This is a genomic window from Caproicibacterium argilliputei (assembly GCF_029211325.2).
Taxonomy (GTDB): Bacteria; Bacillota; Clostridia; order Oscillospirales; family Acutalibacteraceae; genus Caproicibacterium; species Caproicibacterium argilliputei.
Genome location: NZ_CP135996.1, coordinates 1703997 through 1718113, shown reverse-complemented (window position 1 = coordinate 1718113; position 14117 = coordinate 1703997). Strand labels below are relative to the sequence as shown.

The following is a 14117-nucleotide window of genomic DNA, read 5'->3' as shown; positions in this document are numbered from 1 at the left end:
GACTTTTTTATACCGTTTGCGCGTAAATACCCTGCACGACCACTTCACCGGAGCCAACGGTCACTGTACGGCCATTCGGCAGCTCTATCAGCAACAAACCGTCCGGTGTAATGCCCTTTGCTTTCCCTTTTAGAAAATGCCGGTCATATGTAAAGCTGACGGGCTTGCCAAGAGAAACACAAAGCTGCGCATAAGTCGGGGGCAGTGTGCCGACTTCCAGAAGCGGCTCCAGATGCTCCAAAATTCGCTGCAGAACTGCCGCGCGACTTTGCTGCTTTTTTGTTTCTAAAAGCAGAGAAGTGGCGCGGAACGCAATGCTTTCCGGGAACGAAGGATTGTTGACGTTTACGCCAATGCCAACAGCCGCCCATGCAGCTTTTCCATTTGCAAAGTCTGTTTCGGCGAGAATGCCGCAGAGTTTGCGAGCACCAACCACAATGTCGTTGGGCCATTTAATGCGTGCGTCTATCCCATAAAGTTCCCGCAGTGTTGTGCAGACCGCAAGCCCGCTGAGCAGTGTTAGGTTTGTCAGATGCTGCGGCAGGTGTGCTTCCCGGAGCAACACGGTAAAGTACAAACCGCCATCTGCCGGGCTGTGCCATGCGCGACCCAGTCTCCCCTTGCCGCCAGTTTGTCGCTCTGCGGTCACCACAGTGCCGTCTGGTGCGCCGCGTCTGGCCAGACGCTTGACTTCCTCGTTGGTTGAGTCTGTTTCCGGTAGACAGTACAGCCTTTTTCCCAGCGTGCGGGTGGAAAGTGTCTGCAGAATTTCCGTTGGCGACAGGGCTTCTGTGTTCTGCATATGTATCACTCCTTTTGCTTTCTGTTGTCCATATTACACAAAAAGGGAAAAATATTCAAGGCGTCAGCCGGGAATGGCGAGAAAATCGGGAAAGGATATTGTTTCCGGTCGGCAGGAATGTTATACTAATATCATATGTGTATTACGAAAGGAGCGGGAGTATGGACGTTCGCCCGGGTGATATTCTGCTGATGAAGAAACCGCATCCGTGCGGCGGTAGTACGTTTCTGGTTCTGCGCGCGGGCATGGATTTTAAAATCCGCTGTACTTCCTGCGGCAGGGAGATCATGCTGCCGCGGCGAAAGTGTGAAAAGAATATCCGGCGGATTACTCGCTCCGCCTCCGGCGCCGCAGACGGAACGCCGCCGCCCCGAAAGGAGTTGTAATACGGAATGTTTGAAAATCTTGTGGTTTTTGAGAAACGGTTTGAAGAATTGAGTGTCCGGCTGTGCGATCCGTCTGTAACCGCCGACCAGCGTTTATATACGGACTTGATGAAAGAATACAGCGGCTTGGAGCCGATTGTTGTGCATTACCGTCAGTACCAAAAGGCACAGGCAGATCACGCCGAAGCCCAGGAATTGCTGGCTGACAGCGGCAGCCGTGACTTGCATGAACTGGCAGCGCAGCAGCTGAAGGAAGCAGACAAGGCTTTGGAAAAACTGACCGAGGAAATCAAAATCCTGCTGTTGCCGAAAGACCCGAATGATGATAAAAATGTCATCGTGGAAATCCGCGGCGGTGCCGGTGGGGAAGAAGCCGCGCTTTTTTCCGCTGTCCTGTACCGGATGTATGTGATGTATGCGCAGATGCGCGGTTGGAATACAGAGATTCTGAATGCGAATGAGACAGAACTGGGCGGCTATAAGGAAATCAGCTTTATGGTTTCAGGGCAGGGGGCATGGTCGCGCCTGAAGTATGAAAGCGGTGTGCACCGTGTGCAGCGCGTTCCGGAAACAGAGGCGCAGGGCCGTATTCACACTTCTACTGCCACAGTTGCGGTTTTGCCGGAGGCAGACGAGGTGGATGTCCAGATTGACCCGAAGGATTTGCAGATTGACACGTTTCGTTCCAGCGGCGCCGGCGGTCAGCACATTAACAAAACCAGTTCCGCCATTCGCATTACGCACTTGCCATCCGGCTTGGTGGTGGAGTGTCAGGATGAGCGCAGCCAGTTTAAAAACAAGGACAAAGCCTTGCGGGTGTTGCGCAGCCGGCTGCTGGACATTGAGCAGCGGCGGCATGATGATGCCATCGCTTCCGAGCGTCGCAGCCAGGTGGGCACCGGCGACCGCAGCGAGCGGATTCGCACATATAACTATCCGCAGAGCCGCGTGACGGACCATCGCATCGGATTGACGCTTTATAGGCTGGAGGATATCCTGAATGGCGCGTTGGATGAGGTCGTTGACCCCTTAATTTCCGCTGAGCGCTCCAGTCAGTTGGAAGATTCCATGGAAGGGCGCGCCGGTGCGTAAAGGCAAATCCGGTTTTTTATTTTGAAGGAGGGAAATTGATGCAGACAGAATCCTTAAAGACCGATGATAAGGGATTTGCACGCGCTGCGCAGATTCTGCGGCAGGGCGGCTTGGTCGGCATCCCGACAGAAACCGTTTACGGGCTTGCGGCAAATGCGTTGGACGGCAAAGCCGCCGCGAAAATTTTTGCGGCAAAAGGCCGCCCGGCAGATAACCCCTTGATTGTGCATATTGCGAAGTTCGAGCAGATTTACGATTTGGTTACGGAAGTGCCAGAGGCGGCGAAAAAACTGGCAAAGGCATTCTGGCCCGGCCCGCTGACCATGATTTTGCCCAAAGCCCCTTGTATTCCGAATGAGGTGAGCGCAGGGCTGCCAACCGTGGCCGTTCGTTTTCCGTCTCACCCGGCGGCGCAGCGAATCATTGCGGAAAGCGGTCTGCCGCTGGCGGCGCCGTCTGCCAATACATCTGGCAGACCAAGCCCCACAACTGCGCAGCACGTTCTGCACGACCTGCGCGGAAAAATCGAGGCGGTTTTGGATGGCGGTCCCTGCGGCGTGGGTGTGGAAAGCACGGTGATTACGCTTGCCACACCCACGCCGCGGCTGCTGCGTCCCGGCGGCATTACGCTGGAGCAGCTGCGCGCAGTGCTGGGCACTGTGGAGATGGACGATGCGGTGCTGCACCCGCTGAAAGAGGGCGTGCGCGCCGCCTCTCCGGGCATGAAGTACAAGCATTATTCCCCCAAGGCAGATGTCATTATCCTGCAGGGAACAGATGCGCAGTACGCGGCATATGTCAATGCGCACAAAGGCTCCGGCGTGATGGCGCTGTGCTATAATGGGGATGATGCCCATCTGGAGGTGCCGGCGATTTGTTATGGCAGCAGTTCGGACGATGCGGCCATGGCGCACGAGCTGTTTGACGCGCTGCGTGAGTTTGACGCACGCGGTGCGCAGACGGTTTATGCTCGCTGTCCAGAGCCGAAGGGCGTGGGATTGGCAGTATACAACCGCCTGATGCGTGCCGCCGGATTTGAGGTACTTGCCCTTGCGTAGCCCGGTGATAGGCCTGACAGGGCCTACGGGCGCGGGAAAATCCACTTGGTCGGCAGCGTTCCGTGCTTTGCACTGCACCGTCATTGACTGTGACCGGCTGGCCCGCCGGGCAGTGGAGCAGCCGCAGGTCAGGCAGGCGCTTGAGCAGGCTTTTGGCGCGGAGATTTATCGGGACGGCGTGCTGAACCGCAGGCTGCTTGCCACACGCGCCTTTGCGGATGCACAGTCGGTTCAGAAGCTGAACGCGGCGACGCATCCTGCCATTCGTGCGGCCATTTTGTCGGAGCTGCACGCAGCAGAGAGAAAGTCCCGCGCAGTGATTATCGACGCACCGCAGCTTTATGAAGGCGGACTGGAAACCGTATGCACGACTGTTGCCGCTGTGCTGGCGCCAGAGCCCCTGCGGCTGGCACGGATTCTGCAGCGGGACAAAATCAGCAGAGAAGAGGCGGTTCGCCGGATGGCGTCACAGTTCGGAGAGGCGTTTTTCCGGTCGCACGCGGACTGGATTCTGGATGGAACCCTGCCGCCTGCAGAAGTGCCCGCACATGCCGAAAGGCAGCTGCGGATATGGCTGGGAGAGTGTTTATGAGCAGCAAAGTATCTGACAAAGCGTGGGCGAGAACACGCCGCAATATTGTGATTCGCAACCGAACCCTGGCAGTCATGGCGGTTGTTGTTGTTGTGTCGCTGATTGTGTATGTCTGCACACTGTCTGTCCAGAAGTCCGGGCAGCAGTTGGAGTATGCGTCCTATCCGCGCACGTATTCGGAGTATGTGGAACTGGAAAGCAAAGAGTTTCATGTGGAGCCGGCTCTGGTTTATGCGGTCATCAAGCAGGAAAGCGGGTTTGACCCCAACTGCGTTTCACAGGCCGGTGCCATTGGCTTGATGCAGATTATGCCGGATACCTTTTCGTGGCTGATCGGCACCATGGACAAAAGTGATAAAAGGCAGTATACTACAGATGACCTGTATGATCCCAAGACCAACATCCGCTTTGGGTGCAAGTACCTTTCGATTCTGCTGGAAATGTTTCCAAATCAGAACACGGCGCTTGCTGCTTACAACGCAGGCATGGGCAACGTTCGGGGATGGCTGAAAAACAAGGAATACTCTTCAGATGGCAAAACCCTGCAGAAGATTCCCTTTGCGGAAACCCGTACATATACCCGGAAGGTCGCGGCGAATTATACACAGTATAAAACATTATACGGGCAAGACAGTACATCGTCAGCAAAATGAATGGAGGACTCACTATGGCGAAAAAGTCGGAAAAACCGGATACCAAAGAGCTTGCAAAAAAGCTTTTAATTGACCGGAAGAACGGATTCTTCTCAGTCAGCGATTCCAAAGTCAAGAAAGCGGATGCTTTCTGCGAGGGATACAAGGACTTTCTTGAGAATGCGAAAACCGAGCGGGAAGCAGTGAACACCGCGCTGAAAATTGTGCAGGACGCGGGCTTTGTGCCGTTCGAGGCGGACAAGCAGTATCAGGCAGGCAGCAAGGTGTATTACAACAACCGCGGAAAATCCCTGATTCTGGCGGTAATCGGCACAGAAGGCTGCAAAAACGGCGTGCACATTGCGGCGGCGCACATCGACTGCCCGCGTCTGGACTTAAAGCCCCATCCGCTGTTTGAGCAGAACGACCTGGCGCATCTCAAAACCCATTATTACGGCGGTATTAAAAAATACCAGTGGACCACCATCCCGCTGGCAATGCATGGTCGTATCTGCCGTAAGGACGGCAGTTATGTGGATCTGCGTTTGGGCGAAGAGCCGGGCGACCCGATGTTCACCATCAGCGACCTGCTCCCGCACCTTTCTGCGGAGCAGTCCCAGAAAACTCTGGGCAAAGCCATTGAGGGAGAAAAGCTGAATGTTCTGGTTGGCAGCCGCCCCGTGCGTGATGAAGACGGCGAGCGCCTGTTTAAGCTCAATGTTATGAAGCTGCTCAACGAGCAGTACGGCATTACCGAAGAGGACTTCGTTTCTGCGGACATTGCCTTTACACCTGCGTTCCATCCCTGCGACATCGGGTTTGACCGCGCGCTGGTCGGCGCATACGGGCAGGATGACCGCTCCTGCGCTTATGCGGAGCTGATGGCTGCGGTTAAGACCAAAACGCCGAAGCGTACGGCTATTACTGTGCTGGCAGACCGTGAGGAAATCGGCAGTGTGGGCAACACCGGCCTGGACTCCAATTTCCTGCACGACTTTATCGAAGACCTTGCGGATGCAGAGGGGCTGAAAGTCCGCCATGTGCTGGCAAAGTCCCGCTGCCTGTCTGCCGACGTTACAGCGGCATTTGACCCGAACTATCCGGATGCTTACGAAGCGAACAACTCCACCTATCTGAACAATGGCGTTGGTCTTTCTAAGTACACCGGTGCGCGCGGCAAATATGATACCAGCGACGCCTGTGCAGAGTTTGTCTGCGAGATTCGCCGCCTGTTTGATGAAAATGAAGTGCTTTGGCAAATTGGCGAGCTGGGTAAGGTGGATGGCGGCGGCGGCGGAACCGTTGCAATGTATATTGCCGGTATGAACGTCGACGTTATTGATGTCGGTGTGCCGGTGCTGTCCATGCATGCACCGTTTGAAGTGGTCAGCAAGCTGGATGAATACATGACCTATCAGGGCGTAAAAGTGTTCTTTGAAGCAGAATAATTTTAGAAACAGCGGGCAGCCGGTCTGCATCCCCAAAGGCCGGTAAGGCCCGTTCTTTGTGTTGAAAAGAGGTATTGGCGAATGCAGAGTTTCGTGTATCAATGTCCTACAGAAATGGTTTTCGGTAAAGATGCGGAACTGAAAACAGCGGAAGAAATTAAGAAATACGGCGGCAGCAGGGTTTTGATTCTTTACGGCGGCGGCAGCGCGGAGCGCAGCGGGCTGATTGACCGCATTGGTTCGGTTCTGCAGCGGGGCGGCCTTGCTTTCAAAAAAATGGGCGGGGTGCATCCCAATCCGCGCCTTTCCTTTGCGCGCGAGGCTTGTGCGTGTGCGCAGGCATTCAGCGCCGATTTTGTTCTGGCAGTCGGCGGCGGCAGCGTCATCGACACTGCCAAAGCTGTAGCAATCGGTCTTGCCCATCCTGGAAAGGATATTTGGGATTTTTGGACACGCAAAGAACCGGTGACCGGCGCTTATCCGGTGGGTGTGGTTTTGACCATTCCAGCCGCCGGCAGCGAAAGCAGTGATTCCGCGGTTTTAACTGATGAGGAAAGCAAGCGCAAGCGCGGCCTCAACACGGATTTCAACCGGCCGCGGTTCGCGGTTCTGAATCCGGAGCTTACCTACACGCTGCCGCGCTTTCAGCTTTCTTGCGGGATTACCGATATGCTGATGCATACACTGGATCGCTACTTCACCATCGACCGCAATAACCAGCTTACAGACGAACTTGCAGAGGCGGTCATGCGTGTGATTATCCGCAACGGGCGGGTGGCGCACTGCGACCAGACCAATTATGATGCGATGAGCGAATTGATGTGGTGCGGCAGCATTTCGCACAACAATCTGACCGGCTTAGGCAATGAAAAGGATTTTTCCGTGCACCAGCTTGGGCATGAGCTCAGTGCGATGTTTGACGTTGCGCATGGTGCCAGCCTTTCGGCAGTTTGGGACTCCTGGGCGAATTATGTGATGCCGAGTGCACCGGAGCGCTTTGCGCGCTACGCGGAAAAGGTCTGGGGGGTTTCTGGCGGTGATACCGCAGAAAAGGCCAAGTCGGGCATTATGCTGACCGTTCGCTTCTTTCGCTCATTGGATATGCCGACGTGCTTTTCGGAGTTGCGCGGCGTTGGCATCCAGCCGGATGACGTGCTGCATAAGCTTGCTTCCAACTGTATGTACGATGGTGCACGCACCGTCGGAACTTTCTGCAAGCTGGATATTCCCGCGGCATACCGCATTTATCAAAACGCCAATTACTGAAATACATAGAAAAAAGACAGTCGGCGCAGAGCCAAAACTTGCGCCGACTGTCTTTTTTATGCCTGCGGGTTTATGCATTTGCCAGTTCCAGCAGCGTCATGCTGCGAAAAATCTGTTCCACTTTTTCATCAATCACGTTCCAGACGCAGTCAGTCAGGTAGCGGCGCAGCGGTGTCATATCTGACTCCGACTCCGATTGTGTGACAGAAAGGCTGCCTTCCAGCGCCTGCAGAACATCATAAACAGAGATCTGACTGGCGGGTCGTGCCAAGCGGTATCCGCCCTGCGCGCCGGTCACGCCCACCACCAGTCCCGCACGCTTCATTTGAGAAAAAATACTTTCCAAGTAGTTCAGTGAGAGGTTTTCTTTTTGTGCGATGGTCGAGAGAGAAACCAATTCCCTGCCGTCACGAACCAGCGCAAGCATGGCGCGCAGTCCGTACCGGCCTTTGGTAGAGATTTTCACGTTTTTTCGGCCTCGCTTTCTTTTAGGAAGCCACACCGCAGGTCTTTCAGAGTAAGGGCGTCCAGCGTGCCGGAAATGGCTTCGGCAGCTTTTACCCAAAGCGGCCGCGTGGGGCAGTCTGCCATACGGTCCGGTGCGCATTCCTCTGGATTGCTCACACAGTTTACCGGAGAAATTTCTCCATCAATTGTACGGACAATCATGCCGGCTGTGATTTCCTGCAGTGGTCGTGCCGGTACAAAACCGCCGTGGCTGCCGCGGACAGTGGCAGTAAGGCCGGCCTTTTTCAGCAGGAAAAAAATTTGTTCCAAATAAGCGGTAGAAATACCCGTTTCACGGGAAATCTCCTTTACCGGCACCGGCCTGCCTTCGCCGTAAACAGCAAGGTAAAGCATGCCTTCCAGTGCATAGCGGCTTCGGGTAGACAATTTCAATCCGGTTCCTTCTTTCTGTTTCCCGGTGTATAACCGGAAATTCCAACAATTTTGGTACACCATAACTATACCGTATTTTCGTGCAGTGTGCAAGCGTTTTGCTTTTCATCAGTCTGTGCGAAACCTTTCACGGCCTGTTCACAAACGTGCATTATGGTTATAAAAAGAAAGAAAGCGTACCGCTGACAGGGAATTGCAGACTGCGCGCCAGTGCGATATAATAGAGTAAAACCGGACGCAAGCCCTGCCTGCCGGGAGGAGGAATCAAGTATGTACCGTATTTTGGTTGTTGATGATGAGGAAAAAATCCGCCTGCTGATTAAAAAGTATGCGGAGTTTGAGGGATACGCGGTGGTGGAAGCCGAGGATGGTATGCAGGCTGTGCAGACCTGCCGGGATCATCCGCGTGATTTTGACTTGATTATTATGGATGTCATGATGCCCGAACTGGACGGCTTTTCTGCAGTGAAGGAGATTCGCAAAGTCTGTGAATCACCGGTGCTGATGCTTTCAGCCCGCGGTGAGGAGTATGACAAGATTCACGGCTTTGAACTGGGTATTGATGATTACGTGGTCAAGCCTTTTTCGCCCAAGGAACTGATGATGCGTGTCGGCGCCATCATTAAGCGTGCGCAGTCCGGCAGCGGTTCGCAGAAGGAAGTTGTGGCGCTGGAGGGGCTGAATATCGACTTCACAGCGCGTATTGTTACCGTGGATGGCGAGAAAGTGGAACTTTCCCCCAAAGAGTACGACCTGCTGTTTTACATGGTCAGCAACCGGAACATTGCGCTGACACGCGAGCAGCTGATTACCAATGTGTGGGGATATGATTTTTACGGAGATGACCGTACCCTGGATACACACATCAAGCTGCTGCGGAAAAGCCTCGGTCCTTACGCCAAGTTCATTGTAACGCTCAGAGGGGTGGGGTATCGTTTTGAAGCAGAATAACCTGCAGGTGTCGCAGCCTCCGGATGTGGACGGCACAGTGCCGAAGCCGCCCTTTTCGTTCCGTATGCTGCGTGAGCATTTGAAAAACATCAGCATCAAATGGCGTATTTTTGCGGCTTTTTCGGTGTTCGCCCTACTGATTCTGGCAGTAATCTGGCTGTTTCAGAGTGTGCTGTTTGACCGGTTTTATGAGCAGACGAAGCGTGCGGAACTGACACACGCGGCAGAAACCATCCAGGATAACCTTTACAGCCCAGACTTGCGCAATATCATCGAGGAAACTGCCCGCAGCGGCCAGATTTACGCGGTCGGCGTGCGCGCCGTTACCGGTAAGTCTTTGTTCAGCATCGACTTTTCCCCAAACCGCTTTTCGGATGTGATTCGTCCATATCTGCTGGACATTCTGCAGAAAACAGTGGCAGAGGGTGGCAAGCATTACGAAGTGATTAACAGCGGCGGCAGTGCGGATCGAGCGCAGGTTTATGCGACTGTGCAGAAAGATTCCAGCGGCAGCGCTTACATGATTTTACTGTACACCATGCTGACGCCGATGGATGCGACCACCCGCACCATTCGTACGCAGATTGTCTGGATGACCATGATTTTGCTTGCCGTGGGGGCGTTTCTGGCGCTGTATCTGTCCCGCCACATCAGTTCGCCGATGATTCAGATTACAGCAACCGCAAAAGAACTTGCTACCGGCGATTATGACGTTTCCTTTGAAGAAAACGGATACCGTGAAATTGCGCAGCTGGCGCATACACTGAATTATGCGGCGCAGGAGCTGGGAAAGGTGGAACACCTGCAGCGGGATTTGGTGGCCAACATCAGCCATGACCTGCGCACGCCGCTGACCATGATTTCGGGTTATGCGGAAATCATGCGAGATCTGCCCGGCGAAAATACGCCGGAAAATGTGCAGGTGATTATTGACGAAGCAAAGCGGCTGACTTCTTTGGTCAATGACACGTTGGATCTCAGCAAGCTGCAGTCCGGCACGCAGAAAGTAGAAAAAACAGAATTTGACCTGACGGAAACGATCCGCGGAATTCTGCACCGCTACGACAAAATGACGGATTATGTTTTGACATTTGAGGCTGCGGAAGATGTGATTGTCTACGCAGATGAACTGAAAATTTCGCAGGTTGTTTATAATTTGATAAACAATGCCATTACCTACACCGGCAAAGACCGCCGTGTCATGCTGCGGCAGATTGTGGATGGGGCACAGGTGCGGGTGGAGGTCACAGACACTGGCGAGGGCATTCCACCAGACAAGCTGAAGGATATCTGGAAGCGATATTACAAAGTTGATAAAGAACACAAGCGCGCACAGATCGGTACTGGTTTGGGGCTGTCAATCGTGAAAACGATTCTGGATATGCACGACGGGGCTTACGGTGTGCGCAGCGCACTTGGCAAGGGCAGTACGTTCTGGTTTTCGCTAACGGTGAAGGAGATGGAATCGCCTTCGGAAGCACCGCAGGGACTGCCACCGTACAGCGGCAGTCCGACACAGAAAGAGGAGGAACACGAAAAATGAATGTAACGGTATGCGGCTGCGGCCGTTGGGGAAGCTTTTTGGCGTGGTACACCGCAGAAAAGTGCGGCCATGCCGTGACGCTTTACGGGCGGGAGAGTTCCGCACGGTTTCAGCAGCTGGCACAGACCCGCAGCAATGGAATGCTGACTTTTCCGGAGTCTGTGCGGTTCAGCAGTGACCTGCACGCGGCAGTCCAGTCCGCGCAGACCGTGGTAATCTCCATCGGCGCACAGAATCTGCGCAGTTTTCTGCAGGAGCTGTCAGAGGCGGAGTGCGCCGGAAAAACATTCGTCCTCTGCATGAAGGGCATCGAGGCTTCGACCGGCCTGCGCCTGACGCAGGTGGTGCGCACATTTTTGCCGAATATAGACCTTGCTGTCTGGGTGGGGCCAGGCCATGTGCAGGATTTTCAGCAGGGCATACCGAACTGCATGGTGATTGACAGTGATTCGGATGCGGTCAAGCGCCGCGTGGTGAAAATCTTTGAAAGCCCGCTGATTCGTTTTTACTTTGGCAATGACTTGCTCGGTAATGAAGTGGGTGCCGCTGCGAAAAATGTAATCGGAATTGCTGCCGGTATGCTGGACGGTTTGAATAAAACAGCACTGAAAGGGGCTTTGATGAGCCGCGGAACGCGTGAAGTCGGTCGGCTGATCAAGGCAATGGGCGGTCAGGAAATTACCGCATATGGACTGGCACATCTGGGGGATTACGAAGCAACGGTCTTCAGCCGGTACAGCCATAACCGCCAGTTCGGGGAGGATTTTGTGCGGGGAGTTCCTTACGACAAACTTGCCGAGGGCGTTCCCACGGTGACAGCACTGCTGGAATTGGGTGAGCGCTGCAAGGTGGATCTGCCCATCTGCAAGGCAGTGGATGCAGTCATTAACGGTGGGCAGGAGCCAAATCAGGTGCTCGGCAGCCTGTTCCTGCGTTCCATTAAACGAGAATTTTAAGCTGACCGTTTTACTTGGATTTGACAAAAGTACAATTCTTCATTATGATAAATATTTGTGTACTGGAAGTTTTAGAAAATAGGAGTGATGACAATGAGCGAGTGTACGCATGACTGTGGTAACTGCGGGGAAAGCTGCGGAGAGCGAAAAGATCCGCAGAGTTTTCTGCAAGCGCCTAATGCAAAAAGCAGCATTCGAAAGGTGATTGGCGTTGTCAGCGGCAAAGGCGGCGTTGGCAAGAGCTTTATCACGTCCATGATGGCAGTGCTGCTGAACCGGCGCGGCTACCACACCGGCGTGCTGGATGCAGATATAACCGGCCCTTCCATTCCAAAAGCGTTTGGAATTCACAGCCGTGCCATGATGAAGGATGGGTGTATGCTGCCGTGTAAAACCGAAAAGGGGATTGACGTGATGAGCGTCAATCTGATTTTGGAAAATGAAACCGATCCGGTGGTTTGGCGCGGCCCGATGATTGCCAATATGGTAACGCAGTTTTGGACAGACGTGCTGTGGCAGGATGTGGACTTTTTGTTTGTGGATATGCCGCCCGGCACCGGCGATGTACCGCTCACGGTTTTCCAGTCTATTCCGCTGGACGGCATTTTGGTTGTCACTTCGCCGCAGGAACTTGTGGCAATGATTGTTTCTAAAGCGGTTACCATGGCAGGTATGATGCACGTACCGATTCTCGGTGTGGTGGAGAATATGAGCTATGTGCAGTGCCCGGACTGCGGTAAAAAAATTCCGATTTTCGGTGAAAGCCATTTGGATGAAGTTGTTCAGAAATATGCGCTGAACGTTTTGGCACGCGGTCCGTTGGATCCGCAGATTGCCGCGCAGATTGATGCCGGCTGTGCGGAATCGGCAGAAGCGCCTTGGCTTGCGGCAGCGGCGGACACAGTCGAGCAGCTGCTCAAAGCATAAAATACAGACGAAAAAACAGCTATGGTGTTTGTGACGCCATAGCTGTTTTTGCAAGTTTTCGGAGCAGCCTTAGTGTGTTTTGTAACCGAGGCATTTTTCTTTTAAAAGTTTGCGCAGGTCGTCTTCTGTTCCTTTGGTAAAGGAGTGCTTGTTGACGATGTACACGTGGTTTGCACCGAGATAAAGGTAGAAGTAGCGTTCAACTTCATAAACATGGATAATCTGTGCATAGGGGTAAACGCCGGAGTAGACTCCGGAAACGCGAAAATCTTCTTCACGGAACTGGTAGTGAACCCTGCGGCTTTTGCGTTTGCGGAAATTTCCGTCTTCCGCTTGAAAGACCTTTCGCGGAATCAGCAATGGGTGGGCAATGCAGAAAGCCGCGCAAAGCACAGCAACCACTTTTGCGGCAGTGTTGGCGGCAATGACTGCTCCGATAATTAGAATCACCGCCAGTACCAGCATGGAAATCCAGGTACCCTTGCGATTCAGCAGCAGGTCCATCCAGCTGAAGCGCTTCAGCGTTTTTTTGACGCACTTTGTGGTGTTTTCGATAAGCGTTTCTGGTTCTTCCAGAGGCCCCCCCTGTTCCTGTGCCTGTGCCGCAAGCGCTTCCTGATGCTTGCGATAGGCAGTCATGCGCTCCAGCAGCAGTGCTTTGCGTTGATTTTCACGGGAGCGGCGGACGCGGCTGAAGATGTAACCGCCGAGAACCAGAACGACGATGAGCAGCAGCGGAGAAAGCAGCAAAAAGATAGCCTTGACCGGGCTGGTCGTATCTTCTGCAGGCTTTTGAGTGTATTTCGTTACCTGCAGGCTGTCTACCAGTTCTTTCAGACTTGCTGTTTGCGCGGCGGTCAGTTTGGCATTTTCTTTGTAGGTTTCAAAGGTGTAGCCTGCACCGTTAATGATGGTAAAGTATGCGACTTCCCGTACGCTCTTTCCTTCCAATGTGCCGCTCATTTCCATGTAAAAGAACGGAACGCCGGCGGCGTTCGTATAGCGCTTGGCATTGGTCTTGATGGAAGCGGCGTCACCGGTTGCCGAGGACTGCGGCTTGCTCAGGTCGTCCATCAACGATTTGAGGTCAGCGTCAGACATGGTTTTCATGTTATAGTATTTCTGTGTAGTGGAACTGGATTTCTGCCCCAGGTTAAGGGTGTACAGTCTTTGCGGGGCGCAGACCATGAGTACCGTGTTGCGGTCCTGCATGGTTTTCTTTTCGGTCAGCCAGTCTGCAATGCCGGCTTTTGCCAGGTTTTCATCCCCCACGGCCGTGTCCTGGGTAAAGGCGTACAGTCCATCTGGAATCGTCATTTTTAGGTAGGTGTCTTTTAGGGTAAAGGCGGTGCCTTTAGCGGTAGAAGCAGCGGATGCCGTCTGTGCTTGTGAAGAAGCAGACGAAGAAGATGCGGCAAACGCCGGCACAGCGCAGACGGTGCCCACGCAGAGCAGCAGGGAGAGAAGTGCTGCCGTCAGTTTTTTCATAGTTTTGAACGCTCCTTTGTTTTGCGGTCTGTGCCGCGTTGGCATAGCTGTATTATAACACAGCGGAAAGGCGGAT

Annotated in this window: 15 protein-coding genes; 11 read left to right on the top strand and 4 right to left on the bottom strand. The window is 53.7% G+C overall.

Annotated elements, in window-relative coordinates; all coding sequences use genetic code 11:
• Positions 1-7: 7 nt before the first annotated feature.
• Complete coding sequence (locus PXC00_RS08390; protein ID WP_275843951.1) at positions 8-802, bottom strand: biotin--[acetyl-CoA-carboxylase] ligase; 795 nt, start codon at positions 800-802, stop codon at positions 8-10.
• 161 nt (positions 803-963) lie between these two features.
• On the opposite strand from PXC00_RS08390, the gene PXC00_RS08385 reads away from it, so the two are divergent.
• The 7 genes from PXC00_RS08385 to PXC00_RS08355 all read left to right on the top strand — a co-directional run bounded on the left by PXC00_RS08385 (position 964) and on the right by PXC00_RS08355 (position 7276).
• The gene (locus PXC00_RS08385) at positions 964-1188 is read left to right on the top strand and encodes a DUF951 domain-containing protein (RefSeq protein WP_275843952.1); all 225 of its coding nucleotides are present in this window, start codon (positions 964-966) and stop codon (positions 1186-1188) included.
• A gap of 6 nt (positions 1189-1194) precedes the next feature.
• On the top strand, positions 1195-2280 hold the full coding sequence (gene prfA / locus PXC00_RS08380) for a peptide chain release factor 1 (protein ID WP_275843953.1): 1086 nt from the start codon (positions 1195-1197) through the stop codon (positions 2278-2280).
• A 38-nt stretch (positions 2281-2318) separates the two neighbouring features.
• Positions 2319-3338 carry an L-threonylcarbamoyladenylate synthase gene (locus PXC00_RS08375; RefSeq protein WP_275843954.1) on the top strand — a complete coding sequence of 340 codons (1020 nt, stop codon included), beginning with the start codon at positions 2319-2321 and terminating at the stop codon, positions 3336-3338.
• Positions 3331-3930, top strand: coding sequence for a dephospho-CoA kinase (coaE, locus tag PXC00_RS08370; protein WP_316934911.1), 600 nt, complete (start codon positions 3331-3333; stop codon positions 3928-3930). The genes PXC00_RS08375 and coaE overlap by 8 nt, the downstream gene beginning before the upstream one ends.
• Positions 3927-4583, top strand: coding sequence for a lytic transglycosylase domain-containing protein (locus PXC00_RS08365; protein ID WP_275843956.1), 657 nt, complete (start codon positions 3927-3929; stop codon positions 4581-4583). Before coaE ends, PXC00_RS08365 begins: the two co-directional genes overlap by 4 nt.
• Positions 4584-4597: 14 nt before the next feature.
• Positions 4598-6010, top strand: coding sequence for an aminopeptidase (locus PXC00_RS08360; protein ID WP_275843957.1), 1413 nt, complete (start codon positions 4598-4600; stop codon positions 6008-6010).
• Between the two features lie 81 nt (positions 6011-6091).
• Positions 6092-7276 (top strand): iron-containing alcohol dehydrogenase, encoded by a 1185-nt coding sequence (locus PXC00_RS08355; RefSeq protein WP_275843958.1) that lies wholly within the window; start codon positions 6092-6094, stop codon positions 7274-7276.
• A 70-nt stretch (positions 7277-7346) separates the two neighbouring features.
• Here PXC00_RS08355 and PXC00_RS08350 read toward each other — a convergent pair whose 3' ends face one another.
• Together PXC00_RS08350 and PXC00_RS08345 are read right to left on the bottom strand one after the other, a co-directional pair.
• Positions 7347-7742: an RrF2 family transcriptional regulator gene (locus tag PXC00_RS08350; RefSeq protein ID WP_275843959.1), complete on the bottom strand. Its 396-nt coding sequence runs from the start codon at positions 7740-7742 to the stop codon at positions 7347-7349.
• Positions 7739-8176, bottom strand: a complete 438-nt coding sequence (locus tag PXC00_RS08345; RefSeq protein WP_275843960.1) for an RrF2 family transcriptional regulator — start codon at positions 8174-8176, stop codon at positions 7739-7741. The genes PXC00_RS08350 and PXC00_RS08345 overlap by 4 nt, the downstream gene beginning before the upstream one ends.
• 270 nt (positions 8177-8446) lie before the next feature.
• Here PXC00_RS08345 and PXC00_RS08340 point away from each other — a divergent pair, with 270 nt between their 5' ends.
• The 4 genes from PXC00_RS08340 (at position 8447) to PXC00_RS08325 (ending at position 12553) form a co-directional block, all read left to right on the top strand.
• Positions 8447-9127: a response regulator transcription factor gene (locus tag PXC00_RS08340; protein ID WP_275843961.1), complete on the top strand. Its 681-nt coding sequence runs from the start codon at positions 8447-8449 to the stop codon at positions 9125-9127.
• Entirely contained in the window at positions 9114-10670 is a 1557-nt protein-coding gene (locus PXC00_RS08335; RefSeq protein WP_275843962.1) for a sensor histidine kinase, read from the top strand. Before PXC00_RS08340 ends, PXC00_RS08335 begins: the two co-directional genes overlap by 14 nt.
• Positions 10667-11626, top strand: a complete 960-nt coding sequence (locus PXC00_RS08330; protein ID WP_275843963.1) for an NAD(P)H-dependent glycerol-3-phosphate dehydrogenase — start codon at positions 10667-10669, stop codon at positions 11624-11626. The genes PXC00_RS08335 and PXC00_RS08330 overlap by 4 nt, the downstream gene beginning before the upstream one ends.
• A 93-nt stretch (positions 11627-11719) precedes the next feature.
• Positions 11720-12553 (top strand): Mrp/NBP35 family ATP-binding protein, encoded by an 834-nt coding sequence (locus PXC00_RS08325; protein ID WP_275843964.1) that lies wholly within the window; start codon positions 11720-11722, stop codon positions 12551-12553.
• Between the two features lie 69 nt (positions 12554-12622).
• Here the strand turns inward: PXC00_RS08325 and PXC00_RS08320 are convergent, their stop codons facing one another.
• A complete protein-coding gene (locus PXC00_RS08320) occupies positions 12623-14041 on the bottom strand; it encodes a YcxB family protein (RefSeq protein ID WP_275843965.1) in 1419 nt (472 codons plus the stop codon).
• Between the last annotated feature and the right edge of the window lie 76 nt (positions 14042-14117).

Excerpts from the sequence above, each read along its gene's own strand:
- PXC00_RS08355 (WP_275843958.1), top strand. The coding sequence starts at position 6,092 with ATGCAGAGTTTCGTGTATCAATGTCCTACAGAAATGGTTTTCGGTAAA.
- PXC00_RS08385 (WP_275843952.1), top strand. The coding sequence starts at position 964 with ATGGACGTTCGCCCGGGTGATATTCTGCTGATGAAGAAACCGCATCCG.
- prfA (WP_275843953.1), top strand. The coding sequence starts at position 1,195 with ATGTTTGAAAATCTTGTGGTTTTTGAGAAACGGTTTGAAGAATTGAGT.
- PXC00_RS08365 (WP_275843956.1), top strand. The coding sequence starts at position 3,927 with ATGAGCAGCAAAGTATCTGACAAAGCGTGGGCGAGAACACGCCGCAAT.
- PXC00_RS08390 (WP_275843951.1), bottom strand. The coding sequence starts at position 802 with ATGCAGAACACAGAAGCCCTGTCGCCAACGGAAATTCTGCAGACACTT.
- PXC00_RS08360 (WP_275843957.1), top strand. The coding sequence starts at position 4,598 with ATGGCGAAAAAGTCGGAAAAACCGGATACCAAAGAGCTTGCAAAAAAG.
- PXC00_RS08320 (WP_275843965.1), bottom strand. The coding sequence starts at position 14,041 with ATGAAAAAACTGACGGCAGCACTTCTCTCCCTGCTGCTCTGCGTGGGC.
- PXC00_RS08375 (WP_275843954.1), top strand. The coding sequence starts at position 2,319 with ATGCAGACAGAATCCTTAAAGACCGATGATAAGGGATTTGCACGCGCT.
- PXC00_RS08325 (WP_275843964.1), top strand. The coding sequence starts at position 11,720 with ATGAGCGAGTGTACGCATGACTGTGGTAACTGCGGGGAAAGCTGCGGA.
- PXC00_RS08340 (WP_275843961.1), top strand. The coding sequence starts at position 8,447 with ATGTACCGTATTTTGGTTGTTGATGATGAGGAAAAAATCCGCCTGCTG.
- PXC00_RS08330 (WP_275843963.1), top strand. The coding sequence starts at position 10,667 with ATGAATGTAACGGTATGCGGCTGCGGCCGTTGGGGAAGCTTTTTGGCG.